This is a genomic window from Nitrospira sp., assembly GCA_029194535.1.
Lineage (GTDB): Bacteria > Nitrospirota > Nitrospiria > Nitrospirales > Nitrospiraceae > Nitrospira_C.
Map to the genome: position 1 here is coordinate 93,774 of JARFXR010000001.1, position 21,953 is coordinate 115,726.

The window sequence follows — 21,953 nt, forward strand, 5'->3', positions numbered from 1 at the left end:
CCTCGACTCATGAATCTTCGACGCATCACAGCGGTGGCGCTCAAGGAATGGAAGGAGACGACCAGGGATCGGCTGTTCCTGGGTCTGGCCTTTCTCCTGCCCGCGCTCTGGCTGACGGTGTTCGGGTACGGTCTTGTGATGGACGTCGAACACATTCCGTTCGCCGTGATCGATCACGACCAAACCCAGATGAGCCGGGACTACGTCTATCGGTTCATGCAGTCTCGCTATTTTTCCTATCGCGGCCACGCGGCGGACCTACGGGACCTCGACCGGCTGCTGACCGAAACGAAGATCCGGACGGCGCTCATCGTGCCGGAACGGTTTCAGGAACAACTCTCGGGAGGAGAAGCGGTGTCGGTCCAAATCCTTCTCGACGGCACCTTCCCGCTGCAGACCGATATCGCGAAAGGCTATATCATCGCCATCAACCAGGCGTTCGCCGAGAACCTGGTCAGCGCCTATGTCAGCCGCACCCGGGGGGTATCGCGCGAGGAAGCCGGGCGGGCGGTGCGGCCCGTCGCCATGGAGGTGCGGTATCTCTACAATGAAGAAGTCCGAAGCAGTTGGTCGATGGTGCCGGCGCTCGTCATGTTTACCCTGATGCTCGCCTCGCCGCTCCTGACCGCCTTGGGCCTCGTGCGCGAGAAGGAAACCGGCTCGATCTACAACATTTACAGCTCTACCGTGAGCCGAGCCGAGTTCCTCGCCGGGAAGTTGCTCCCCTACATCGCCGTCTCCCTGCTCAACGTCGGCATGCTCTGGCTGATGGCCGTCCTGCTGTTTGATGTCCCGTTCAAGGGCAGCTTCCTGTTTTTCTATTCGGCCTCCGTCTTCTTCATCCTCTGCACCACCGGAATCGGCCTGTTGATTTCGCTGTTGGTCCAGACCCAAATGGCCGCGCTGATCATCACGATGGTCCTGGCGATACTGCCCACCATCCTGTTCTCCGGTTTGCTGGTGCCCGTGGCTTCACTGAGCCGAGGAGCTCGGTTTCAAGCCCATCTTTTCCCCGGCATGTATTACACCGACATCGTGCGCGGAAGTTTTCTTAAGGGAGTCGGCTTGGACGTCTTGTGGCCCGACGTGGCGGCGCTGGCGATCTTTGCAGCCGCACTTTGGCTCATCACCTATCGGCTGTTCACCAAGCGGCCAAAAGCCTGACGGGAAGCATGACGATGGACGGACACCGCGCGGTCAGATGGTGGCGCCGTCTTGCCGCCATGACCCAAAAGGAAGTGTGGCAACTGGGACGGGATCTCCCGCTCCTTCTGTTCCTGCTCTACTCGTTTTCCCTCTCCGTCTATGTCAGCGGCGTCGGACTCACCATGCAACTGCGGAACGCCGACCTGCTGGTGCATGACGCGGATCACAGCGTGTCGTCGCGCGAGCTCATCCACCGCTTTCAGCCGCCCTACTTTCGCTTCAAGGGCGAAATCGACGACCCGCGCGATGGGCGTCGGCGCATGGATGAAGGTACGGCCATGGTCGTGTTGGACATTCCGCCCCGGTTTCATGAGGCTCTCGCCGGGCGGGAAGCCACGGCCGTCCAACTGCTGGTGGATACGACCAATGCGCCACAGGGCCTGTCGGCCGCCGGCTACGCGGCACAAATCGTGAGTCGCTTCGGCGCCGAAGTCGGGCTCGCGTCCGTCGGTCTTGGCCCGACGCAGTCCGCCATGCCCATGGTCGTGAGCGCTCATCGCGTGTGGTTCAACCCCAACCAGGACGAGACGTGGTTCCAATCGATCTCCCATCTGCTGCGCACCATCACGATTTTCGCCGTGCTGCTGCCGGCTGCGGCGTTGGTCCGCGAAAAAGAGCGGGGCACCATCGAACAACTCCTCGTCTCTCCGCTCTCCCCAGTGCAGATCATGCTGTCCAAAGTCCTGGCGATGACGGCCGTCATCCTGCTTTGCGCTTTCATCGCGGTGTACGGCGTTCTGCAGCCGCTGTTTCACGTGCCAATGAAGGGGCCGGCCTGGCTGTTCTTTCTGCTGACGGGCCTGTACGTGTTCACCACCTCGGGCTTGGGTCTGGTGGCGGCCACGGTGACGAGAAACCAGGCGCAGGTGGGCATGATCACGCTGTTCCTCGTGGGTCCGATGCTGTTGCTGTCCGGCATCACGACCCCCTATGAATCCATGCCCAAGTGGGTGCAAACGGTCATGGGGATTTCGCCGCTTCGGTACTACATCGACATCACGTACGGCGTCCTCTTGAAGGGCGCCGGACTCGACATGCTCTGGAAGTCCGTGGGGACCATGGCGCTGTTGGGCGGGGGACTGTTCGCCTTCGGGATGTGGCGGTTCCGGCGGCAATTCGAATAGTCTTTCGACGGAACCCCGGAGGCGGTTGACGGAACCCACGGCCGTGTCGCGTGGAGGATCGCGATTGCAATCGCGCCGGCCGTCCGTCTTATACTCATCTCCTGAGCTTCGCACCCAGGGATCGCTCGCGAACAACCGGATAGGCACCGGCCGTGCCGGAGTCGCTCTCCAAGGAGCTCCACATGAACAGAAAAGTCTCGTTTTCCATTTGGTACGTCTTTCTCGCGATCTGGGCCGTCATTCTCCTGCACGATTTTATTTCGACGCTGAACAAGATCGAAGAGATTCCCTACAGCCGGTTCAAGACGCTGGTCGCCGAGAACAACGTCACCGAAGTCGCCGTCAGCGCCCAAACCATCACCGGCAAGTTGAAACCGGTGGGAGAGACCAAGGGAGAATCGAAAGAAGCGGCAAGGGAGCCGCAGCTCTTCACGACCATCCGGATCGAGGATCCCGACTTGGTGCGGGACCTCAGCGGACACGGGGTCACGGTCACCGGAGTCATCGAGTCCACGTTTCTGCGTGACCTCCTCTCGTGGATCTTGCCCGCGCTCGTGTTCGTCGGCATCTGGTTCTTCTTCATCCAACGGCTAGGCCAGGCACAGGGCGGCTTCATGAGGGTGGGGCAGTCGAAGGCCAAGATCTACATGGAGAAGGACATCAAAGTAACGTTCGCCGACGTGGCCGGTGTGGACGAGGCCAAGGAAGAACTGCGGGAAGTCGTGGAATTCCTCAAGACGCCGGAGAAGTTCACCAAGCTCGGCGGCAAGATTCCGAAAGGTATCTTGTTGGTTGGTCCACCCGGCACGGGCAAGACCTTGCTGGCCCGGGCCGTCGCAGGCGAGTCCGGCGTGCCGTTTTTCAGTATCAGCGGCTCGGAATTCGTCGAGATGTTCGTGGGGGTCGGGGCGGCCCGCGTGCGCGACCTCTTCGAGCAGGCCAAGAGCAAGGCGCCCTGCATCATCTTCATCGACGAGTTGGACGCCCTCGGCAAGGCGAGGGGAATGGGGCCGATGGCGCACGAGGAGCGCGAACAGACGCTCAACCAACTGCTGGTCGAGATGGACGGCTTCGACCCGCGCATCGGCGTCATCCTCATGGCCGCCACCAATCGTCCGGAAATTCTCGATCCCGCGCTGCTCCGAGCCGGACGATTCGACCGGCACGTCCTCGTGGACCGGCCGGACAAGAACGGCCGGCTCGCCATTCTCAAGGTCCACGCGCGGTCGGTTGCGCTGGGACCGGACGCCGACCTCGGAATCATCGCCGGCATGACACCGGGGTTTTCCGGCGCAGACCTCGCCAACGTAATCAACGAATCCGCCCTCCTGGCCGTCCGGCGGGGGAAAGACCGCGTCGGGAGCGAAGAATTGCAGGAAGCCGTCGAGCGTGTGATCGCAGGCCTGGAGAAGAAAAACCGCGTCCTGAACAAGATGGAGAAGGAACGGGTCGCCTATCATGAAACGGGACATGCGTTGGTCGCGCTGTCCATCCCGGGATCCGATCAGGTACAGAAGATCTCGATTATTCCTCGCGGAATCTCCGCGCTCGGCTATACCCTCCAACTCCCGACCGAGGACCGCTTCCTCATGGCCAAGTCTGAATTGGAGAACAAGATCGCGGTTCTCCTCGGCGGTCGGACCGCCGAGGAGTTGATTTTCGGCGAGGCCTCCACCGGCGCGCAGAACGATCTGTTGAAGGCAACCGACATCGCAAAAAGCATGGTGAAGGCCTACGGCATGAGCGAGAAGATCGGCACAGTGACCCTCGAACAGGAGCGGCAGCCTCAATTCATGCAGATCCAGAGTCCTGCCGAAAAGGGCGACTATTCGGAAGAAACCGCCAGGGAAATTGATTGCGAAGTCCGGCGGATTATTGATGGAGAGTATGAGCGGGTGAAACGGCTTCTCGCCGAGAAAAAGGCTGCCCTGGAAGAAGGGGCCAAGCTTCTGCTGGAGCGGGAGGTCATCACCGGAGAGCAATTGAAAGCCATCATGGACAATCGGTAAACGCGCCGCGGATTCCGCAGCGTACCGATGAGCTGGCACACCTCCGTTTGAGCCCGCGATCAATCAGTCTCAGCCGAGCCAAGACGGAAGCACAGGGGATGGCGTCCTCGAACCGGCCGGTGCGAGGCGCGCTCGGTCCTTGAGGATCGCTCGGGAATCACGTATGGTCTCGACGCGAATCTCTGAACGTGAGCCGGCACGGCGGCGGCAACCGTTGACGACCTGTCATGGCTCCAATGCGTAACTGATTGCTGATGTCCGTTCTGTCGTTGACTCTCATCTCCCTGCACATCGGCGCCGCCGTAACATGGATCGGCGGCATGCTGTTCCTGTCGTTGGTCCTGGCACCGCTGTTGCGGCAGGCCGACGACCCGTCCTCCGTCAAGGTCTTGTTCGGCGCGGCCGCCCGCCGCTTTCGCCTCGTCGTCCGACTGGCGATCGTCGTCCTGATCGGGACCGGTCCGCTGCTGCTGGAAGCCAGAGGGCTCTCCATCACGGAGCCGTCCTCGTGGCCGATCGTTCTCTGGGTGAAGCTGACGCTCGTCGGCCTGCTCCTTCTGTTCACACTGTTGCATGACCTCCTCGTCGGCCCGCGCGTCCTTCGCATCGGCTCGCAACCGACTGCAGCCTGGACGGCGCAGGATCGGTTCTTGCTGAGCGCATCCAGGCTGGTTCCGCGTCTTGCCCTCCTGACCGCGCTCGCGGTGCTGGTCGCCGCCGCCCTCTTGGCCCGCAGCAGCTAGCCCGGCGGGCCGTCCTCCAGATCCACCGCCACGCCGATCCCGTACCGTTCGAAGAAGGCGGTCACGTTCGAGAAGGCATCGGCGTACAGCACCCCTCCGAGCACGATGAGGACAATGCCGCTTGCTTTCGACAGCAGGCTTGCCCAGGGTCCCGCCTGCTTCAGATAGGCGAGACAACGGTCCAATCCTAGCGCCGCCGCCAGCAGCGGCAACCCCAGTCCCAGCGCGTAGAAGGCCAGCAACGTCACACCGTCGGCCAGGGTGTCGGCCGTGGCGGCATACAGCAGCAGGGTGCCGAGAATCGGACCGACACAGGGTGTCCAACCCGCGGCGAACGTGGCGCCGATCAACCATGACCCCAGAAAACCGACCGGAGGGCGGCGCAGATGGACACGTTTCTCCACCATGAGGAACCCGAGCCGCACGAGCCCCGTCACTTGCAGGCCGAACAGGATCATGATCACCGCGCCGATCTTTCTGATGAGGGCTTGATAGTCGGCCAGGAGCTGCCCGAGGAAGCTGGCCGACGCTCCGAACGCGATGAAGATCGCCGAGAATCCGCCGATGAAGCAAAGCGCATTGCCGAGGATCGTCCTGCGCCGGATCCGGCGCTCGAGCGGGGCTGACAGTTGATCCAGCGACAGTCCGGTGATCACCATGACATAGGAGGGCACGAGGGGAAGGATGCAGGGCGAAACGAACGAAACCAAGCCCGCGAGAAAGGCCGTCAGCAAGGACGTATGTGGCAGAGTCTCCAGCATGGCGACGGTTCCGGTTTCAGTACGCGGCGGAAGAGAGTCTGCTCTCCCGCCGTCGAGGGGTCACGTCATCCTTTGAGCGTCGAGAGAAACTCGCGAAACTGAGGGTTCTGGAGTATCCCGCCTCCACGGTGGACCAACACAATGTCGCCACGGACATCCAGCAACACGTAGGTCGGCGTAGCGTTGACCTTGAAGGCCTGAGCCGTCCAACGGTCTTCATCGTAGGCCGTCGGAAAGACGAAGGTGGCGGGACGTTCTTTCACGAAGGCTTCGACGTGGCTCCTCGTGTCGGCAAACCCGATCGACACGACCCGGAGAGCGTTCGGCTTGTCCCGCTCGTAAAACGTCGCGAGGGCCGGTAGTTCACGCTGACATACCTTGCACCAGGGAGCCCAGAAAACCAGTAGCGCCGGCTGTACCTCTGAGTGAGGCGTGGCTGTAGGCCTCTCCCGACAGAGTCACCAGTTCGAAGGCCGGCGCGGCGCTCGACGCCGCGTCGGCGGCCGGCGCCCCCGTTCCGACACCGAATCCCGCCGGGACGGCCAGCACGATCACGAGACCAAGCATGGCTGCGGTGACGCGAGACATGATTGCGGTCCTCCTTTGTTAGCCCACATTATTCATGACGGTTCGTGACGAAATCGCCAAGACGCCAAGCGAGATGGGCGCGCGGAGCGCCGAGGCATACTTGAAACAGTATGTTGAGGTCGCGAGGCGCGAGCCTGCCCGCCAGCATGCGTTCGAGGCCGCATGCTGGCTAGTCGCAGCGGCGTATCGGCGGTTGCAGTAGAAGCGCTCATGAATAATGTGGGTTAAGGCTTGATGTACAGGTAGCCTTCTTTTTGAAGATCCGCGATCCGTTTGACGGCAACCGGGTGCAACGTCGCGACAAATCCTTTCGCCAAGTTGTCGATCGTCTTCCCGAAGGCCTTCATGGACACCTGGCACATCTCAGCCTTGGCGCCCTTTTCGATGATTTGGCCGAACCGCTTCGTCATCTCGGCATCCATGTTGTCCTTCTCGAACAGCTCGAGCGCGGGGCCGTGGACGACCAGCTCCACATCGATCTTGTCCGGGCCTCCTTCCGCATCGATGTGTTTGTTGATGAGCGCCAGTGCGTATTTCGCGACCTCCGGATCCTTCCCGTCGACGTGGTACAGCACCTTGACCCTTTCATTGGGAACTCCATCCGCGGCGTGAGACGGATTCGACCAGCCCGCCAGAATGCCGATGGCAAACAGCGTCAGCGCGAGTCCCGGTACCTGCATGATCGATGGCATCTTCATGGGTTCCTCCTTGTGATGAACGGCCTGTTGCAAGGCTTCTGAGCACAGCCTATCCATTCAACGGCCGGACCGGCAGAGGAGAGATCCCCGGCGCTGCCGCCTTTTCTTCCCCTACCGATAGGGGAAAACGCCTCTATTTGTTGGGAAGTCGCTGGGTGAAGTATCTCGCCGCCTGCGTGCGGCGCGTGACGTGGAGCTTCTGGAAGATATGACCGAGATAGTTGCCGACCGTCTTGTCGCTCAGCGAAAGCGAGGCGGCGATTTCCTTGTTGGTCAGCCCTTCGGCCACCAGCGCCAAGACCCGCTGCTCCTGGGGCGAGAGGGGATCCCGCTGGTCTGCGGCGGTCCCGCCCGTCATCGTTTGCACATGGGCCAGCACCCGCTGCGTCGCGCCGCGATCCAGAATCGATTGACCGCCGGCCACCATCTTCACCGCATTGATCAGGTGATCGCCGCTGACCTCCTTGAGGAGAAATCCACCGGCTCCGGCCAAGATCGTCGCCAGCACTGCGTTGTCGTCCGCAAAGGAGGTCAAAAACAGCACGGCGATGTCCGGCTGCGCCGCGCGGATCGATCGGCAGGCTTCGATTCCGCTGCCGTCCGGCAGGCGTACATCCATCAGCGCGATATCCGGTTTGAGCCGCAGGGCCTCAGTGACCGCGCCGGCCACGGTACCCGCTTCTCCGACGACATCGAATCCTCCGGCTTCGGTAAACAGCGTGCGCAGGCCGATGCGCAACACCTCATGGTCGTCCACCAGCAACAGCCGGATCGTCTTGGCCTCAGGCCGACGCATGCGACGCCTCGTGATCAGGCAGATCGAAAATGATGCGCGTCCCGCGATCCGGCTCAGAGAGGATATCGAACCTTCCTTTGAGCGCCCTGGCGCGGGCCGCCATATTCTTGAGCCCGTGCCCCTGGTTAGGGGAAGCCGACGGCCGGCATCCCGTTCCATTGTCTTCCACGATCAGACGCACGTGGCCCGCATCCATGCAAAGCGACACCATGCCGGTTGTGGCTCCGGAGTGCCGCAGACTGTTGCTCACGGCCTCCCGGGCGACTGCCAACAGATGCGCCGCCTGTTCGGGGGTGACCAAGTCGGCCGCGGCCGGATCGATCGCCAACCGGAAGAGCGGATGCGCCGGGCCCGCCATACTCCGTACCAAGGAACCGAATGCGGTTTCCAACTCGCGTCCGTTGAGGATCGGCTGCTCCAGTCCGACCAGATACCCTCTCAAGTCGCGGATGACGAGTGTGAGATCGGCGATGGCTGATCCCAACAGGCCGACGACGTCGCCGGCGCGCTCCGTCACGAACCGCTGGCACCGTTCGAGACTCAAGGTGACCGCATAGAGCGATTGGATGATGCCGTCATGAAGATTCTGGGCGATCCGTTCCCGATCCTCGAGACTGCGCCGGAGGTCTTGATCACTTTCCCGCAGCGCTCGCTGGACCAACGTCGTATGTTCCAAAGACCGGTTCAGATCCGAGATCGTGCGGAGGTAGCCGCGCCCCACCTCCCCTAATACGAGCAGATACGCAGCCAGGCGCAGGCCGTGCCAGAACCACCAGCGGCCGTCCCACGGAATCGAGTACATGAACATCAGTTCCGCCATCCCGAACAGACCCGCCAGGGAGGCCAGTACCAGATCCGCTCTGTCGGCCGATTGCCGATAATCCCACAGCAATCGCGCCGAAGCCGCGAGAAAGAAGAGACAGGCGAAACTTTGCGGCGCCACCGCCGTCGGGGTAAATTCCCCGTTCCGAATCATTTCGGGAATCCGATCGGGATACGCAATCGTCAATATCCCGAAGAGCGTTGCGCCGGCCGTGATGCCCCAGGGCAGCCAGGCTCGTCCCGACTCGTCGTGATCGGGCCGACGACGACCGAGCATCACGAATCCCGCGCTGCCGATCAGACTGGCCATGTTCCGCAGTACGACGAATCCGTCGCCCGGCTGCGCCGCCGCGTGAAACAACTCCAGGATGCCCATGCCGAGGAACCCCGCCGCCGGAGCACGCAACCGACGACCGGCACGTTCATCGTGCTTCTGCAGCAGCATGACCGCCATGGCGATGGAGGCCAGTCCGCCGAGCGCTTCCATGGTCGAGTGGAGCGGCATCTGATGCCAGCGCCACTCGGGCCATTCGGCCTGCAACACTCCGGTCAGTACGAAGAGACAGAGAAATGAACCGACGAGCGCGAGCGCCAGAAGGAGTGGCGAGGTGGTCCGCATCCTGCTCACCAAGCAACGTCGATGACCGGCATGCCATAGTAGCGAATCTCACGGACGTTAATAAACACCTCCCATTCCAATCAATCTCCCACAGGCAGAGCCGGGCGGCGGCTCAGTCCATGAGCAATTGCCTATTCCCTACACGATTCCTATGATGATAAGAGAATCGGACCTGTACAGGATCTCCGGCAAGGACCGGTCATAGCGGCACAGTCACGGACCTCTCAACATGCCACAATCGACGCGCGGCTCCGGCCCCTTCCTACTCACCGTCAACGGAGGCTCCTCCAGTCTCAGGGCCGCCTTGTTTCGAAGCGAGAACCCTCCGGTCCCGACGGTACGTTGCTTGGTCAGCCGGATCGGATTACCGGACAGCGGGATGGTGATCACTCCCGCCGCGACCGGGGAGTCGGAGCACCGAACGGTCGCCGTGCCCGATCATGCAACCGGTGCAGAATTGCTCATGCAATGGCTGGAGCAGACCGTCGGCCTCACCCATCTACACGCCGTCGGCCATCGGGTCGTCCATGGCGGCTTGACCTACAGCCGGCCCGAACGTGTGACGCCGGGCATGCTGGCGGAGTTGCGGCGGATCAGCCCGTACGACCCGGAGCACCTGCCGTCGGAAATCTCCTTGATTGAAACCATCGGCCGACAATGTCCGCACCTCACCCAGGTGGCCTGTTTCGACACGGCGTTCCATCACGGCCTGCCCCGCGTGGCGTCCCTGTTGCCCATCCCGCGCCGCTATGCCGCGCAGGGGCTGCGCCGATACGGATTTCACGGCCTGTCCTGCGCTTTTCTGATGCGAGAGGTGGCTCGGATCGGGAAAGCCGGAGAAGCCGACGGCCGAGTCATACTAGCCCATCTCGGCAACGGAGCCAGCCTGACGGCGGTGCATCGGGGCAGGAGCGTGGAGACCACCATGGGGTTTACACCGACCTCGGGTCTGCCGATGAGCCGACGCTCGGGCGACCTGGACCCCGGAATCGTTGCCTACCTGGCTCGAACGGAAGGCATGGACGTGGAACGGTTCCACCGGATGGTCAACAGAGAATCCGGCCTGCTCGGCCTGTCCGAATTGAGTCCGGACATGCGCGACTTGCTGGCGCAGGAAACCGGCGATCCCAGAGCCGCCGAAGCGGTCGCGCTGTTCTGTTACCATGCCAAGAAGGGAATCGGAGCCCTGGCCGCGACATTGGGCGGATTGGACACCCTGGTCTTCAGCGGCGGCATCGGCGAACATGCGGGACCGGTTCGCGCGCGGATCTGCGAGGGCATGGAGTTCTTGGGGATCACGATCGATCCGCAGCGGAACCGCGCCGGCAAACCGGTGCTGTCGAGGCCGGACGGGCAGGTGACCGTTCGACTGATTCCCACCGACGAGGAGAGTGAGATTGCCCGGTCGGTCTACGAACTGCTGGGCGGCGATTCACCGGGAAATTGCGCGGCATCCCGATGATCGGCGGCTGTGGCATCTTGCACCGGCGCCGCTCGCGAGCTTGGGGAATTTGACCCCACTGACTTTCCATCATCCTGAAACTACCCCACGAGTTCATCCTCCTCCTGGCACGACCGTCGCACATGCCGACAGGATGAATCCTTCTGTTGCAGAGCGTCTCAGACTCAACAGGACATCACAAGGAGGTGCGAGATGCCGTGCAATCTGGGAAAGGTCGAACGGTCCATCCGTCTTCTGATCGGCATTCTGCTGTTGGGAATCGGAGCCTTCGCCGGCTTGTCGCCGGTGGCGACGGGCGTCACGCTTGTCGCGGGCACCATCGCCTTGGTGACGGGAGCGATCAGCTTCTGCCCGCTGTGGGCACTGCTGGGTCTCAACACCTGTGCCGCTCATCCGGCGGCCAAGCGCTAGGGGAGCGGCCGCCTGCTCGCAACGGAGCACAAACGCGGCGCCATTCAGATCATGAAACTACGCGCGACCTATCAGCGAGGCCTACAGTACGAGATCACCAGCGGCCGTCATCATGTCGTGACGGATCAACCGGTGGCGGACGGAGGGGAGGACGCCGGCATGAGCCCGGTGGAGCTGTTCGTCGGATCCATGGCTGCTTGTGTCGCCTATTTTGTCGGACGATTCTGTGCGCGGCACGGGATTCCGCGAGAAGGATTGACGATCGAGGCCGAATGGGCGACGGACGAGAGACCGCACCGTGTCGGACGGATTGGGCTGTCTGTGCATCTCCCGCATCCCGTTCCGCCTGAATTGAAGGAGCGACTCCTCAAGACAGCGCATGGCTGCACGGTGCATCAGTCGGTCGTGGTCACGCCCAAGCTCGACATCGAATTGATCCAATCAGGCCCCGGCGAGGCGAATGCATGAGCGCCGGCGGAGCGGCGAGGATCATCTCGCGTCGAACCTGGTTGACGCGGCTGCTGGGCGGCATCGGCGCGGCAGGGCTTCTGGCCGGCGGACGACTCGCAGCCGCGCCGACCGGCGAGGATGGCGACGTCCCCAGAGATACCGGACCGCTCACGATCCGCGTGGGCCGGCCGTACGACGCCGAAACCCCGGCTCGCGAGTTCGTGTCCTTCCTCACGCCGAATCATCGATTCTTCGTTCGGAGCCACTTCGGTCCTCCTCCGCCGGAGGCCGTCGGCGAAGCCGGCTGGAGACTCCGCATCGCCGGCTTGGTCGAACAATCCCGAGAACTGACTCTCCGCGACGTCAAGCGCCTGGAGGCCGTGACCGTCACCGCGGTGCTGCAGTGCAGCGGCAACGGCCGCGCGTTCCACAGGCCGCGCGTCGCCGGCGTGCAGTGGGAACGTGGAGCGGTCGGCAACGCCCAATGGACCGGTGTGCGACTGCGCGATGTGCTCCGGTTGGTCGGGATCCGTGAGGACGCGCGCCACGTACAATTCCAAGGTGCGGACCGACCGGCGCTCGCAACGGTGCCGCTGTTCACGCGAAGCATTCCGTTGGAGAAAGCGCTTCATCCAGACACGATTCTCGCGTACGAGATGAACGGGCGTCCGCTGCCGCTCCTGCATGGGGCGCCGCTTCGGGTCATCACGCCGGGCTGGATGGCGGACGCCTCTACGAAATGGCTGACCGACATCACCCTGCGGTCCGAGGAATCGGACGGTTATTACATGCAGACGGCCTATCGTCTCCCGCTCGATCCGCTTGAACCGGGAGCAGTGGCGGACGGCCGCCGGACCAGACCGGTGGAAGCGATGGTGGTGAAGTCGCTGATCGCCACGCCGGCAGAAGGCGCCACGGTGCCCTTGGCGCCGGTCATGATTCAGGGCGTGGCTTGGAGCGGGGAATCGAGGGTTCTCGCAGTGGACCTCTCCCTTGACGAAGGGAAGAGCTGGCAGCCGGCCCGGTTTATCGGAGAAGAGCAGCCGTACGCCTGGCGACAATGGCAATTGGCTTGGACCCCACGCAGCGCCGGCCCCGTTTCGATTCTGTGTCGAGCGACGGACGATGTGGGGGCCGTGCAGCCGGCTACGTCGCCCTGGAACCCGGGCGGATTTCTCTGGAACGGCTGGGACCGCGTGACCGTGACGGTCGGGGACTGACACCCTTCTTCGCATCGGCCTGCCCGCCGCATGGCTTCGGCAGGCGGATGAGGGGACTGGCTCCGCCGTCGGCGGCGGTGCCTGTCCCGGTCACAATCAGGCGTGCGGTGGAAAACTGGTGAAGGAGAGGGGTCAGGAACCATTTGCACGAAGCGCGGGGTCTGGTCCCATTCTCCGCGCTTCGCGTGGGACCTGAGCCCTTCTCCAAGGGCGACACATGGTTCCTGACCCCCTGTGAGGCGAGATATGCGGGCCATCTCCGGCATCGTGATCATCGGCAGCCTGTTGTCCGTCGTCTTGACGACGGCCGCGCAGGAAGACGACAGCCATTCGATCGCCGTCGCCCTGGCCCCGCGGGCGGAAGGCCTGATCGTCGCCCGCTGCACCGTCTGCCATAGCGAGGAGCTGATCGCGCAACAGCGGCTCCCGCGCGAGCGATGGGAAGCGATCGTTGAAAAGATGACGCGATGGGGTGCCCAGGTCTCGCAGGATGAGGCGGACCTGCTCGTGCGCTATCTCTCGGCCCGGTACCATCCACGGGCTCCCGAACGGCTTGCGCCGATTGAGCTGGGTACTGCGGAGCCGCTGGTCCCGGAGACACAGGCCGACGGCCCGCTGATCGGCGTGGCGCAACGAGGCGCCGGGATCTTTGAGCACAACTGCCAGGCCTGCCACGGAGCCGGCGCCGAGGGCGGCATGGGACCGAAGCTGGCGGGCAATCCCATCCTCAAGTATGAGGACCTCTTCTGGGAGACGGTCCTGCACGGTCGCGGGCCGATGCCGGCCTGGGGCTCGGTGCTCAGCCAGCAGGACATCGCGGACGTTCATGCGTGGTTGTCGGCAAGGGAAACATCTCGGTGAAGGTTGCTTAATCGAAAGGGGGTTGGAAGATGCGCGCGGCACGCGGGCTGGTCATCGGTGGTGCGTTACTCGTTCTGGCAGGTGTGATGTCGACGCCGAAGTTGCTCTTCGGAAGCGATCACCAGCGCGCCAAGGAGTTGCTCGAGCAGGCCTGCGTCGGATGCCATCGGCTGCAAGGTACGGCCGAGTCGCGCTTCAATCTCAGGGCGCCGGATCTGATTTGGGCCGGCAGCAAGTATCAGCGCCCCTGGCTGATCCGCTGGCTCACCGGGAAAGAAGCGCCGCTCTATACGAAGGGTTATCGCTGGGATCTCAGCGAAGGCGCGATGAAGCACCCGGTCGTCAGCGAGGCCGACGCGAACGCCATCGCCGAGTATTTCGAGCAGAACAACAAAGATCCGCGGGTGAACGTCGGCGCCTTCGACGTGTCGAAGGTGAGCAAATTCGATGTGACGTTCGGCGGGATGGCCTATAAGGCACATGCCTGCCTGGGCTGCCATACGATCGAAGAGAACGGGACGCTCATCGGCGGACCGCAGAGCATCGCGCTTCAGAACGCCGGCCAGCGCTACAACCTGGACTGGCTCTATCGTTTCGGACAGAATCCGCAGGACTTCATCGTCCATACCGGGGAATTTCTCGCCGACGCGACCGATCCGCAACTCCGGGCGGTGATCGGGTATCTTGCCGCGCAGGGGGTCAAGGACTTCACCTACTACGAGCCCTGGACGAGTCAGGAGTTCGCCCATGCGAGCGTCGATCGCGGCACACGACTCTACAAGGAGTATTGCGCCCAGTGCCACGGGTTCACGGGGAAGGGCGACGGTCCTGCCGCTTCAGGACTGCAACCGAAGCCGGCAATCCATGCCAACATCCCGTTCGAGAAACTGCCGATGGATTATCTCTATAACGTGATCAATCACGGCGGCGCAGCCATGGGAAAGTCCCCCAGCATGCCCTATTGGAATCTGACGATCGGCCAGCAGGGCGTGGCCGATGTGATCGCCTACTTGAAGGCGACGTTCAGAGGGGCGCCGGCCATGGCGAATGTGCCGAGCGGAGACCAGGGCGACGCCTGCATGCAACCTCGAAAGACCGCCAAGGCGCCGGACGGCTTCCTCTCAATGACGAATCCGCTTCCCGCCTCAACCGGAACAATCCATGCCGGCAAGACGCTGTTCCTCAAGACCGCACAGCCTGTCGCCTGCGTCATGTGCCATGGCGAGCTGGGGGATGGGAAGGGGTTCATGGGCGCCGCGCTCGTGCCGCCGCCGCGCAACTTCACATGCGGCCCGATGATGAAGGACATACCGGACGGTCAGCTGTTCTGGATCATCAAGAACGGCTCGCCCGGGACCGGCATGATGTCGTTCGCGGCATTGCCGGACGATCAGGTCTGGCAACTGATTCATTACATCAGAACGCTCGCTCGATAGGAACGACAAGGAAGAATGCATGGCGAGTTTCATTATTTCAGGCAGCCGGGGAACGGACGACCCGACAATGCAACGCTTCCCTTCACGGCGGCAAAGACGGCGAGTGCGCGGGGGCATGACGTGGTGCTCTGGCTCTGGAACGAAGCCGAACGAAGCTTTTCGGGCAGCCGTGGACGGGGCATGATGGGCCATGGCCGGTGCATGGGAGATCCCGGGAGCGGGATGAGCGGCAGGGAGCATCAAGATTCGATGGGCGGCTGCGAGGGTGAAGGCTGCAATCGCTGATCACGTGATACCTGCTGCACGACGAGGGTCGCGCGTTCTCCCACATTCAATTTCATCTCGGCTCGCCCTACCTAACGGCATGGCGCAGTAAGACCGCCCATGATACCGTATTGACCCCGAGGACGGCCTGCCGCCGACTTGTTGGGCATGAGGTCGGCGAGGCCCGATCGAGAGGTCTCAGGCGTCGCAGTAGGGAAGCTCACCGGAACGAGGGAGGAAACATGCTGACCGGAAGAAGAGTTCTTGTTGCCACGATCGGCTGGCTCACAGCCGGCTTGTTGATCGGCGCGGCGATCGGTTCAAGCAGGGTGCAGGCACAATCGCCGGCAACGGCCGGAACGGTTATCGTGGACGGTATCACCGTGCCGGACATCGGGCCGATGCCCACCGTTGTGCCGATTCCGGCCACCAACCTGAGTTACAAGGCCAAGGTGGACCTCGGCAAGCAGCTCTACTTCGACGGCCGGCTCTCGAAGAATAATGCCGTTTCCTGCGCCTTCTGCCACAACCCGATGACGGGATTTGCCGATCCCCGCCAGACCTCGATCGGAGTCGGCGGAGGCGTGGGAGGGCGGCAGGCGCCGACCGTGTACAACACGGGACACAATCCGCTCCAGTTCTGGGACGGTCGCGCCGGGTCGCTTGAGGAACAGGCCATCGGACCGATCGCCAACCCTGTTGAAATGGCGGAGACCCATGAGAACGTGGTGAAGAAGCTCGGCAAGATCACGGGCTACCGAGAGCAGTTTCGGGCGGTCTTCGGAACAGAGGTCAATCTGCAGGGAATCGCCGAAGCGATTGCCGCGTATGAGCGGACGATCGTGTCCACGAACTCGGCGTTCGACAAATACGTGCTGGGGGATAGCACGGCGATGGATGAATCGGCTGTCCGGGGGATGGCGCTGTTCAAAGGGAAGGCGCGTTGCGTGCTCTGTCATCACGGCCCGAACTTCACGGACAATGAGTTCCATAACCTGGGCGTGGCCCAGGTCGGGCCGATGAAAGAGGATTTAGGGCGCTTCTACGTCACCCGGCAGGAGAAGGACAAGGGGGCGTTCAAGACTCCGACGCTTCGGAGCGTTACCGAGACGGCGCCCTACATGCATGACGGCGTCTTCAAGACGCTTGAAGAGGTGGTGGATTTTCTCGATCAGGGCGGCGGGCAGAATCCGCACCTGAGCCCCATGCTGACGCCGCTCGCTCTGACTCCACAGGAGAAGGCCGACCTGGTCACGTTTTTGAAAGCGCTGACCGGTGAGCCCATCAAGTTCGACATGCCGAAGTTGCCGAAGTGACGAGATCTGAAGCGGATCCTGCTCTCATTCAACAATGTGCCGAAGGCCTGCGTGGCCTGCCAGCTCGAATACACGGTAGAATGGTCGGGACAGGACTCTGTAACAAGGATTGGCGCCTTCATCTGAGAGAAGGCAAGTGGGAGAGAAGAACATGACGGATGCAAGGACCATCAGTTCATACTTCGAGGACGATCACGACCGCTTGGACGAATTGTTCAAGTCGTTTCAGACCCTCAAACGGTCGAACTTCGACAAAGCGAAAGACGCGTTTACACAGTTCAGGTTCGGACTGCAGCGACACATTGAGTGGGAAGAGGAGCTCCTCTTCCCGCTCTGGGAAGAGAAGACGGGCATGTACGAGAGCGGGCCGACGGTGGTGATGCGGACCGAGCACCGCCGGATTGCTGAACAGCTGGAAGCGATTCACGACAAGGTGGAAGCGCAGAACTCCGACAGCGATGCAGAGGAACAAGCTCTGTTGGGGCTCCTCGCCGCGCACAACATGAAAGAAGAACGCGTGCTCTATCCATCCATCGATGGAGTAACCACGCCGGAGGAGCGGGCGGTGGTCCATCGGAAGATGGAGGAGATGCTGCAGGTAGCCGACATTTTGGCCAGGGGTAACACACCGCCCTGAAGCAGGCCAGAAAACTCGGTGTTCGGAGTCTTTCGCACATGACCCCCGTCATGAAACACACGTTGGAGCGAGAAACCAAGCTCGGCGTGGAGAGGGGGTTTCGTTTGCCGGATCTGCCCGGCGAACCCATCAAGCCCCGGACGTTTACCTCGACCTATTTCGATACCGAAGATCACCGGCTTGCACGAAGCGGGATCACGCTCCGCTATCGCACAGAAGCGCGAGCGGGAGTCTGGCAGTTGAAGCTCCCCCGGAACGGCAGCCGTTTGGAATTGGAGTTCGCGGGCAAACTCACCGCTCCTCCCGCTTCGCTGACCGAGATCCTCCTCGCTCACACCCGTAGCCGGCCGCTCAGGCCTCTCGCCAGACTCCGCACGAAGCGGACCGGGGTTCGGGTCTCTGGAGACGACGGTCCCTTGGCTGAGGTCGTCATGGATGACGTCGCCTCGCTGGATGGCCGGCGCGTCACACATCGTCTGTACGAGCTGGAAATCGAGCTCCTCAACGGCTCGGAGAAGGATCTCGCGCGAATCGAGAACAGGCTTCGCGAGGCCGGCGCGCGCGACGGGGACCCGCGGCCGAAGTTCTTCCGGATCCTGGGATGGCCGCCATCCCCGATCAGCCGAACCCCTTCAGGCCCCGAGCCGATCGAGCAGGTAAAAGCCCTCCTGCGCGGAGAAACGTCCAGACTGCTCTTGCACGATCCCGGCACGCGTCTCGGCAGCGACCCGGAGGACCTTCACCAAATGCGGGTGTCGGCCAGGCGGCTTCGAGCCTACCTCCGCGCGGCAGCTCCAATGCTCAATCCTGAATGGGCTGAGGCCCTCAGGACCGAACTCGCCTGGCTGGGTCGCATGCTTGGGCCGGTGCGCGACCTCGATGTCCTCTTGAGCTATCTCAACGCCGAACGCGCCGCGTTTCGTCATCCGGAACGGCGGGCGCTTCAGCCGGTGATCGATGAATTGCAACGCGAACGAACGGAAGCGCGCGATCTGCTGATGCAGGCGCTCGAAAGCGACCGCTATCTTGCACTGCTCGATCGATTGGAAGCCGCGGCTCAATTTCCAGTGGTCACAGGAGACACGGTCTCGCTGCTCGAGATCGCTCACGCGGAGTACCGGACACTTCGCCGCGCCGTGCGTAAAGGCGGCTCCGAGGCGAGCGACAAAGCGCTGCACAAGATCCGCATCAAAGGCAAACGGGCACGGTACGCGACTGAACTGGCGGAGGCCTCTCTCGGTAAACCGGCCACGCGAGTCATCCGTCAGATCCGAGCCCTTCAGGACCTGCTGGGAGAACACCAGGATGCCGTGGTCTGCGAGCAACGATTTCGCAAGCTGCTCCGGCGTTCCCGAGGGAAGCTCACCGCCGTCTCCCTGGGCCGCCTCATCGAACGTCAGTGTGAGCGTCGCCGTGAGATGAGAGCGTCGTTGCCTGCCGTCTGGTCCAAGCTGGAGCGGCGCGCGGCCAAGCTCTGGCGGTGAAGGACGTTTCTGGAGACACGGCGATCACGGCGCGATCGATGGGACGACGATCGCTTCGGCGGGCCGGACGATCTTGAGTCTGCGAGTCCCGTCGGGTTTGGAGCCCTTCGAGCCGCCGCGAGCCGATAGACCGTTTGTCGCGCGAGGCCCCGATGACGGCAACGGTCTGTGAGTGAGTGACGGTCTTCAACGACTCGATTGCCGCGCGACGACGAGACACAGCATTGACCGGCACCACCGGGTAGCGTCTAACTTACCGTATCAAACGGGGCGACCGAACGGATGTACGACAGGACATCCAGCATCTGTTGATCCTTCAGTTTGCCTCGGAAGGAGTGCATCGGCGTGAACAGCACGCCGTTCGATATCGTGACGAGCAGCTCCCAATCCGACTTGTTGCGGATCGCGGGGGCAAGGAAATTCGTGGGCTTGACGATGAGATCTCCGCTGTCCGGACCGTTTCCGTCCAGCTTCTCTCCATGACAACGGAGGCAATGTTGTTTGAAAATGGATTCGCCTTCCTGAGGGTTCCCGCGGACGGTTTGGGCTGATACGCCCAAGGCCGCGGCGAACACGATCGTAAGTCCGATGACAAGGCCTGTGACGTTCATGTTCCTCCTTTCAATGAATGACGAGGACGGGACCGGCTACCCGATGCACGATGGAATGCGACACGCTTCCGAGGAGAAACCGGTCTACGCCATGACGCTGGTGAGAGGCCACGACGACGAGGTCCATATCCTTCGCTTGCTCCGCCACCGTAGCGGCTGCTTCACCGGTCGCCACTCTGGTCGTGACTCTGTACGCGGGAGGCGACAAGGATGCGGCGACATTGCTCACCAAGTCCTCGGCATAGCCCTGCGCCGCCGTCGCCCACGATTCAATGCCCGCCGCCGTGAACAGCCCACCGGTCTTCAGCGGCACCACGACGCTGAGGACGCAGAGTTCGACCGGATTGATGAACGGGTGACATCGCAACCATTGGACGAGGCGCTCGGCATCGTCCTTCCCTTCCACCGCCGCCAGCACACGCCGCGCCGGCCTGGCCTCACCCCGGACGACCAGCGTCGGACAGGTCGCATGCATCAACACTCGATGAGACACGCTGCCCAGCACCGCCTCCGCCACCCGGCCCTTGCCGCGCGCGCCGACCGCAATCAGATCGGGTTGCCTGGTCTTCGCTTCTTCAAGAATCAGGCGGGCGGGGTTGCCGATCTCGTTCACTCGCTTGATCGCGGCAGCGCCGGCCGGCAGCAATTGCTCCGTCCGATCCAAAACCTGCCTCCCCGCGTCGGCCAGCGCGCGGCGAAATTCTTCGTACCCCTGCACGTTGGCGATCTGGGCGAGCGCCGGATATTCGAAGATGCCCATTTCGATGCCGTGAACCAGGATCACCTCCGTCGGGCGATAGAGCTGCAACACTTGCTTCACCGCGGTGAATGCCTCCTCCGACCAGTCTACTCCCATCACGATTTTCATCGGACAATCCTTGTCGCTCCAGTAGTGCTCAGCGCCGAGTCTGAGTGCTGAGTTTCAGACAAACGGAGAGGTCCGGCAACGTCCTCATCCTGATCTCCATGACAGGGCATGCTACAGGGCGTTGCTGTTCAACTCAACCGTGAAGACGACGCCCTTTCATCCGATCACGATGCGACGCATCCGCCGAATTGAGGTACTTCACGACCTCGTCGTCCGACACCTGGGCAAACTCGATATAGTGTTCTCCGACGGACCAGAAAGGCTCCGGCATCGCGAGCACCACCAGGTCATCCACCAGCGGCTTGGCTTTCTCGATGGTTTCCATGGGACCCACCGGGATGGCAGCGACCAACAGGCGCGGCGATTCATTGCGGATGGCCGCCACCGAGGCGAAAAACGTCGCGCCGGTGGCGACGCCGTCGTCAACCAGAATCACGCATCGATCCTTCAGCAACGCTGAATGCCGGCCACGCCGGTAGAGCCCCTGCCGCCTGCGGATCTCTTCGCGCTGAATTTGCACGAGGCCTTCGACCTCCTGATAGGACAAACGGAACTCGCCCACGGCATCGGGATTCAAATAGACATTTCCCGTTTCGCTGATGGCGCCTAGGGCGTACTCGGGATTCTCGGGCAGTCCGATCTTGCGCGTCACGAACACGTCGAGAGGAAGATGGAGTTCCAGGCTCAGTTGATAGCCGACCGGCACGCCGCCGCGGGGCAGCGCGAGGACCAGGCCGTCCGGCTCATCGCGATACTGCTGCAGCTTTCCCGCTAACCGTCGACCCGCTTCTTCACGATTTCGGAAAATCACAAGCCACTCGGCTTTCCCGACACGGCGTCGATCAGACGGACGCTCACATCTTTCCGCTGAGGACTCCGACACCGATCACGAACATCGCCGACAATACGACAATGGCGACCAGCCACCACAGACGCCGATGCGTTGTGCCGGACGTATCATGCCAGTGAATCTCCCATGGAACGTCGAGATAATGCGGATGGCGAAACATGCTGCCCTCCCTCGTCTTGATCCCGGCCTCTCGGAGCCTCAGACAATCTTGACCTCCACAGCTCTTGACTTGGCTTTTTCGGACTTGGGCAAATGCACCTTGAGGAGGCCGTCCTTGTATTCGGCGGCAATCTTGGATCCATCGGCATCCTCGGGCAGGGTGAAGCTTCGCACGAAGCTTCCGTACGACCGCTCGACCCGGTGATACTTCTTTCCCTTCTCTTCTTTCTCATGCTCTCGCTCGCCGGAAATGGACAGCACGTCGTCGTGAATTTTGATCCTGATGTCTTCTTTTTTCATTTCGGGGATTTCAGCCTTGACGACGTACTCGTTTTCATCCTCTGTGATGTCCACCATCGGCGACCATTCGGCCACCGTAATCGCTTCCTCCTTTTCGACATTGGGCATTCCGATGGCGCGTCCGACCACGCCAGAAAGACGCTTTTCCATTTCCTCAAGACCTCTCAGCGGACTCCACCGTGCGATCGGTTCCCATCTCGTTAGACCCGCCATGGCATATCCTCCTTTCTTCGTTCTTCGAGCCCTACTGCACCTGTG

25 protein-coding genes are annotated in these 21,953 nt (G+C 62.2%); 14 read left to right on the forward strand and 11 right to left on the reverse strand.

Features of this window, described 5'->3' with window-relative positions; all coding sequences use genetic code 11:
- Window positions 1–9 precede the first annotated feature (9 nt).
- From P0111_00370 to P0111_00385, 4 genes are all read left to right on the forward strand, one after another.
- Window positions 10–1,164, forward strand: a complete 1,155-nt coding sequence (locus tag P0111_00370; GenBank protein MDF0642455.1) for an ABC transporter permease — start codon at window positions 10–12, stop codon at window positions 1,162–1,164.
- 8 nt (window positions 1,165–1,172) lie between these two features.
- The gene (locus P0111_00375; GenBank protein MDF0642456.1) at window positions 1,173–2,330 is read left to right on the forward strand and encodes an ABC transporter permease; all 1,158 of its coding nucleotides are present in this window, start codon (window positions 1,173–1,175) and stop codon (window positions 2,328–2,330) included.
- Between the two features lie 182 nt (window positions 2,331–2,512).
- On the forward strand, window positions 2,513–4,339 hold the full coding sequence (gene ftsH / locus P0111_00380) for an ATP-dependent zinc metalloprotease FtsH (protein ID MDF0642457.1): 1,827 nt from the start codon (window positions 2,513–2,515) through the stop codon (window positions 4,337–4,339).
- 254 nt (window positions 4,340–4,593) lie between these two features.
- Entirely contained in the window at window positions 4,594–5,082 is a 489-nt protein-coding gene (locus P0111_00385) for a hypothetical protein (GenBank protein MDF0642458.1), read from the forward strand.
- Here the strand turns inward: P0111_00385 and P0111_00390 are convergent.
- The 6 genes from P0111_00390 to P0111_00415 all read right to left on the reverse strand — a co-directional run bounded on the left by P0111_00390 (window position 5,079) and on the right by P0111_00415 (window position 9,366).
- Window positions 5,079–5,843 (reverse strand): cytochrome c biogenesis protein CcdA, encoded by a 765-nt coding sequence (locus P0111_00390; protein ID MDF0642459.1) that lies wholly within the window; start codon window positions 5,841–5,843, stop codon window positions 5,079–5,081. The two genes, P0111_00385 and P0111_00390, sit on opposite strands and share 4 nt — an antisense overlap.
- 65 nt (window positions 5,844–5,908) lie before the next feature.
- On the reverse strand, window positions 5,909–6,247 hold the full coding sequence (locus tag P0111_00395) for a TlpA disulfide reductase family protein (GenBank protein MDF0642460.1): 339 nt from the start codon (window positions 6,245–6,247) through the stop codon (window positions 5,909–5,911).
- Complete coding sequence (locus P0111_00400) at window positions 6,207–6,431, reverse strand: hypothetical protein (GenBank protein ID MDF0642461.1); 225 nt, start codon at window positions 6,429–6,431, stop codon at window positions 6,207–6,209. Before P0111_00400 ends, P0111_00395 begins: the two co-directional genes overlap by 41 nt.
- A 224-nt stretch (window positions 6,432–6,655) precedes the next feature.
- Window positions 6,656–7,129: a DsrE family protein gene (locus tag P0111_00405; protein MDF0642462.1), complete on the reverse strand. Its 474-nt coding sequence runs from the start codon at window positions 7,127–7,129 to the stop codon at window positions 6,656–6,658.
- 133 nt (window positions 7,130–7,262) lie between these two features.
- Window positions 7,263–7,925: a response regulator transcription factor gene (locus P0111_00410; protein MDF0642463.1), complete on the reverse strand. Its 663-nt coding sequence runs from the start codon at window positions 7,923–7,925 to the stop codon at window positions 7,263–7,265.
- Complete coding sequence (locus tag P0111_00415) at window positions 7,912–9,366, reverse strand: histidine kinase (GenBank protein MDF0642464.1); 1,455 nt, start codon at window positions 9,364–9,366, stop codon at window positions 7,912–7,914. Before P0111_00415 ends, P0111_00410 begins: the two co-directional genes overlap by 14 nt.
- A gap of 229 nt (window positions 9,367–9,595) precedes the next feature.
- On the opposite strand from P0111_00415, the gene P0111_00420 reads away from it, so the two are divergent.
- The 10 genes from P0111_00420 to P0111_00465 all read left to right on the forward strand — a co-directional run bounded on the left by P0111_00420 (window position 9,596) and on the right by P0111_00465 (window position 18,907).
- On the forward strand, window positions 9,596–10,828 hold the full coding sequence (locus P0111_00420; protein MDF0642465.1) for an acetate/propionate family kinase: 1,233 nt from the start codon (window positions 9,596–9,598) through the stop codon (window positions 10,826–10,828).
- A gap of 192 nt (window positions 10,829–11,020) precedes the next feature.
- The gene (locus P0111_00425; GenBank protein ID MDF0642466.1) at window positions 11,021–11,239 is read left to right on the forward strand and encodes a DUF2892 domain-containing protein; all 219 of its coding nucleotides are present in this window, start codon (window positions 11,021–11,023) and stop codon (window positions 11,237–11,239) included.
- A 51-nt stretch (window positions 11,240–11,290) separates the two neighbouring features.
- Window positions 11,291–11,707, forward strand: coding sequence for an OsmC family protein (locus P0111_00430; protein ID MDF0642467.1), 417 nt, complete (start codon window positions 11,291–11,293; stop codon window positions 11,705–11,707).
- A complete protein-coding gene (locus P0111_00435) occupies window positions 11,704–12,909 on the forward strand; it encodes a sulfite oxidase (GenBank protein ID MDF0642468.1) in 1,206 nt (401 codons plus the stop codon). Before P0111_00430 ends, P0111_00435 begins: the two co-directional genes overlap by 4 nt.
- 246 nt (window positions 12,910–13,155) lie before the next feature.
- On the forward strand, window positions 13,156–13,770 hold the full coding sequence (locus tag P0111_00440; protein ID MDF0642469.1) for a c-type cytochrome: 615 nt from the start codon (window positions 13,156–13,158) through the stop codon (window positions 13,768–13,770).
- Window positions 13,771–13,799: 29 nt separating this feature from the next.
- On the forward strand, window positions 13,800–15,206 hold the full coding sequence (locus P0111_00445) for a c-type cytochrome (protein MDF0642470.1): 1,407 nt from the start codon (window positions 13,800–13,802) through the stop codon (window positions 15,204–15,206).
- A 15-nt stretch (window positions 15,207–15,221) separates the two neighbouring features.
- Window positions 15,222–15,491, forward strand: a complete 270-nt coding sequence (locus P0111_00450; protein ID MDF0642471.1) for a hypothetical protein — start codon at window positions 15,222–15,224, stop codon at window positions 15,489–15,491.
- Between the two features lie 221 nt (window positions 15,492–15,712).
- Entirely contained in the window at window positions 15,713–16,786 is a 1,074-nt protein-coding gene (locus P0111_00455) for a cytochrome c peroxidase (protein MDF0642472.1), read from the forward strand.
- Between the two features lie 151 nt (window positions 16,787–16,937).
- On the forward strand, window positions 16,938–17,423 hold the full coding sequence (locus P0111_00460; GenBank protein ID MDF0642473.1) for a hemerythrin domain-containing protein: 486 nt from the start codon (window positions 16,938–16,940) through the stop codon (window positions 17,421–17,423).
- Window positions 17,424–17,473: 50 nt separating this feature from the next.
- Window positions 17,474–18,907 carry a CYTH and CHAD domain-containing protein gene (locus tag P0111_00465; GenBank protein ID MDF0642474.1) on the forward strand — a complete coding sequence of 478 codons (1,434 nt, stop codon included), beginning with the start codon at window positions 17,474–17,476 and terminating at the stop codon, window positions 18,905–18,907.
- A gap of 248 nt (window positions 18,908–19,155) precedes the next feature.
- Here P0111_00465 and P0111_00470 read toward each other — a convergent pair whose 3' ends face one another.
- The 5 genes from P0111_00470 to P0111_00490 all read right to left on the reverse strand — a co-directional run bounded on the left by P0111_00470 (window position 19,156) and on the right by P0111_00490 (window position 21,908).
- The gene (locus P0111_00470) at window positions 19,156–19,518 is read right to left on the reverse strand and encodes a cytochrome c (GenBank protein MDF0642475.1); all 363 of its coding nucleotides are present in this window, start codon (window positions 19,516–19,518) and stop codon (window positions 19,156–19,158) included.
- Between the two features lie 10 nt (window positions 19,519–19,528).
- Window positions 19,529–20,386: a universal stress protein gene (locus P0111_00475; GenBank protein MDF0642476.1), complete on the reverse strand. Its 858-nt coding sequence runs from the start codon at window positions 20,384–20,386 to the stop codon at window positions 19,529–19,531.
- 133 nt (window positions 20,387–20,519) lie between these two features.
- A complete protein-coding gene (locus P0111_00480) occupies window positions 20,520–21,197 on the reverse strand; it encodes a phosphoribosyltransferase (protein MDF0642477.1) in 678 nt (225 codons plus the stop codon).
- A 43-nt stretch (window positions 21,198–21,240) separates the two neighbouring features.
- Window positions 21,241–21,396: a hypothetical protein gene (locus P0111_00485; GenBank protein ID MDF0642478.1), complete on the reverse strand. Its 156-nt coding sequence runs from the start codon at window positions 21,394–21,396 to the stop codon at window positions 21,241–21,243.
- A gap of 38 nt (window positions 21,397–21,434) precedes the next feature.
- Window positions 21,435–21,908, reverse strand: coding sequence for an Hsp20/alpha crystallin family protein (locus P0111_00490; GenBank protein ID MDF0642479.1), 474 nt, complete (start codon window positions 21,906–21,908; stop codon window positions 21,435–21,437).
- Window positions 21,909–21,953 lie beyond the last annotated feature (45 nt).

Bases quoted from the DNA above. Each gene is read 5' to 3' on its own strand.
- P0111_00400 (MDF0642461.1), bottom strand. From the start codon at position 6,431: ATGTCTCGCGTCACCGCAGCCATGCTTGGTCTCGTGATCGTGCTGGCC.
- P0111_00460 (MDF0642473.1), top strand. From the start codon at position 16,938: ATGACGGATGCAAGGACCATCAGTTCATACTTCGAGGACGATCACGAC.
- P0111_00465 (MDF0642474.1), top strand. From the start codon at position 17,474: ATGAAACACACGTTGGAGCGAGAAACCAAGCTCGGCGTGGAGAGGGGG.
- P0111_00390 (MDF0642459.1), bottom strand. From the start codon at position 5,843: ATGCTGGAGACTCTGCCACATACGTCCTTGCTGACGGCCTTTCTCGCG.
- P0111_00490 (MDF0642479.1), bottom strand. From the start codon at position 21,908: ATGGCGGGTCTAACGAGATGGGAACCGATCGCACGGTGGAGTCCGCTG.
- P0111_00385 (MDF0642458.1), top strand. From the start codon at position 4,594: ATGTCCGTTCTGTCGTTGACTCTCATCTCCCTGCACATCGGCGCCGCC.
- P0111_00410 (MDF0642463.1), bottom strand. From the start codon at position 7,925: ATGCGTCGGCCTGAGGCCAAGACGATCCGGCTGTTGCTGGTGGACGAC.
- P0111_00485 (MDF0642478.1), bottom strand. From the start codon at position 21,396: ATGTTTCGCCATCCGCATTATCTCGACGTTCCATGGGAGATTCACTGG.
- P0111_00415 (MDF0642464.1), bottom strand. From the start codon at position 9,366: ATGCGGACCACCTCGCCACTCCTTCTGGCGCTCGCGCTCGTCGGTTCA.
- ftsH (MDF0642457.1), top strand. From the start codon at position 2,513: ATGAACAGAAAAGTCTCGTTTTCCATTTGGTACGTCTTTCTCGCGATC.
- P0111_00450 (MDF0642471.1), top strand. From the start codon at position 15,222: ATGCATGGCGAGTTTCATTATTTCAGGCAGCCGGGGAACGGACGACCC.
- P0111_00375 (MDF0642456.1), top strand. From the start codon at position 1,173: ATGACGATGGACGGACACCGCGCGGTCAGATGGTGGCGCCGTCTTGCC.
- P0111_00435 (MDF0642468.1), top strand. From the start codon at position 11,704: ATGAGCGCCGGCGGAGCGGCGAGGATCATCTCGCGTCGAACCTGGTTG.
- P0111_00420 (MDF0642465.1), top strand. From the start codon at position 9,596: ATGCCACAATCGACGCGCGGCTCCGGCCCCTTCCTACTCACCGTCAAC.
- P0111_00445 (MDF0642470.1), top strand. From the start codon at position 13,800: ATGCGCGCGGCACGCGGGCTGGTCATCGGTGGTGCGTTACTCGTTCTG.
- P0111_00440 (MDF0642469.1), top strand. From the start codon at position 13,156: ATGCGGGCCATCTCCGGCATCGTGATCATCGGCAGCCTGTTGTCCGTC.
- P0111_00455 (MDF0642472.1), top strand. From the start codon at position 15,713: ATGCTGACCGGAAGAAGAGTTCTTGTTGCCACGATCGGCTGGCTCACA.
- P0111_00425 (MDF0642466.1), top strand. From the start codon at position 11,021: ATGCCGTGCAATCTGGGAAAGGTCGAACGGTCCATCCGTCTTCTGATC.
- P0111_00475 (MDF0642476.1), bottom strand. From the start codon at position 20,386: ATGAAAATCGTGATGGGAGTAGACTGGTCGGAGGAGGCATTCACCGCG.
- P0111_00470 (MDF0642475.1), bottom strand. From the start codon at position 19,518: ATGAACGTCACAGGCCTTGTCATCGGACTTACGATCGTGTTCGCCGCG.
- P0111_00430 (MDF0642467.1), top strand. From the start codon at position 11,291: ATGAAACTACGCGCGACCTATCAGCGAGGCCTACAGTACGAGATCACC.
- P0111_00405 (MDF0642462.1), bottom strand. From the start codon at position 7,129: ATGAAGATGCCATCGATCATGCAGGTACCGGGACTCGCGCTGACGCTG.
- P0111_00370 (MDF0642455.1), top strand. From the start codon at position 10: ATGAATCTTCGACGCATCACAGCGGTGGCGCTCAAGGAATGGAAGGAG.